The 339-nt window shown below is 67.8% G+C and carries 1 pseudogene; it reads right to left on the bottom strand.

Features of this window, described 5'->3' with window-relative positions:
- Window positions 1–339 (bottom strand): annotated as a pseudogene (locus SM753_RS20325) (potassium transporter); the annotation flags it as partial.

Below are 339 nucleotides of genomic sequence, written 5' to 3'. Positions count from 1 at the left end.
CCGAGGGCGAGCAGCTGGTCGAAGTCGAGGAGTGCGGCGAGCGCGATGAAGACGAACGAGAGGACGAGCAGCGTCACGTCGCCCTTGAACTCCTCTATCTGTTCCTCGTAGGGGATGTCGAGGTTCCCGAGGACGAGCCCGGCGGTCGCGACGGCGGCGACGCCGGCTTCGGTGAATATCTGGTTCGCGGCGGCGAACGCGACGATGGCGCCCGCGATGGTGAGCAGGCGCGCGTTCTGCGGTGCGTTGTCCGGCGACAGGTCGACGTATCGGATGAGGTAGTAGAGCGCGCCGGCGACGATGAGTCCGACGAGCACGCCCGTGCCGAGGCGTTCGGCG

The organism is Halostella sp. PRR32, from assembly GCF_034808085.1.
Taxonomy (GTDB): Archaea; Halobacteriota; Halobacteria; order Halobacteriales; family Natronoarchaeaceae; genus Halostella; species Halostella pelagica.
Note: the sequence above shows the minus strand (reverse complement) of the source record. Positions and strands in the feature narration are given on the sequence as shown.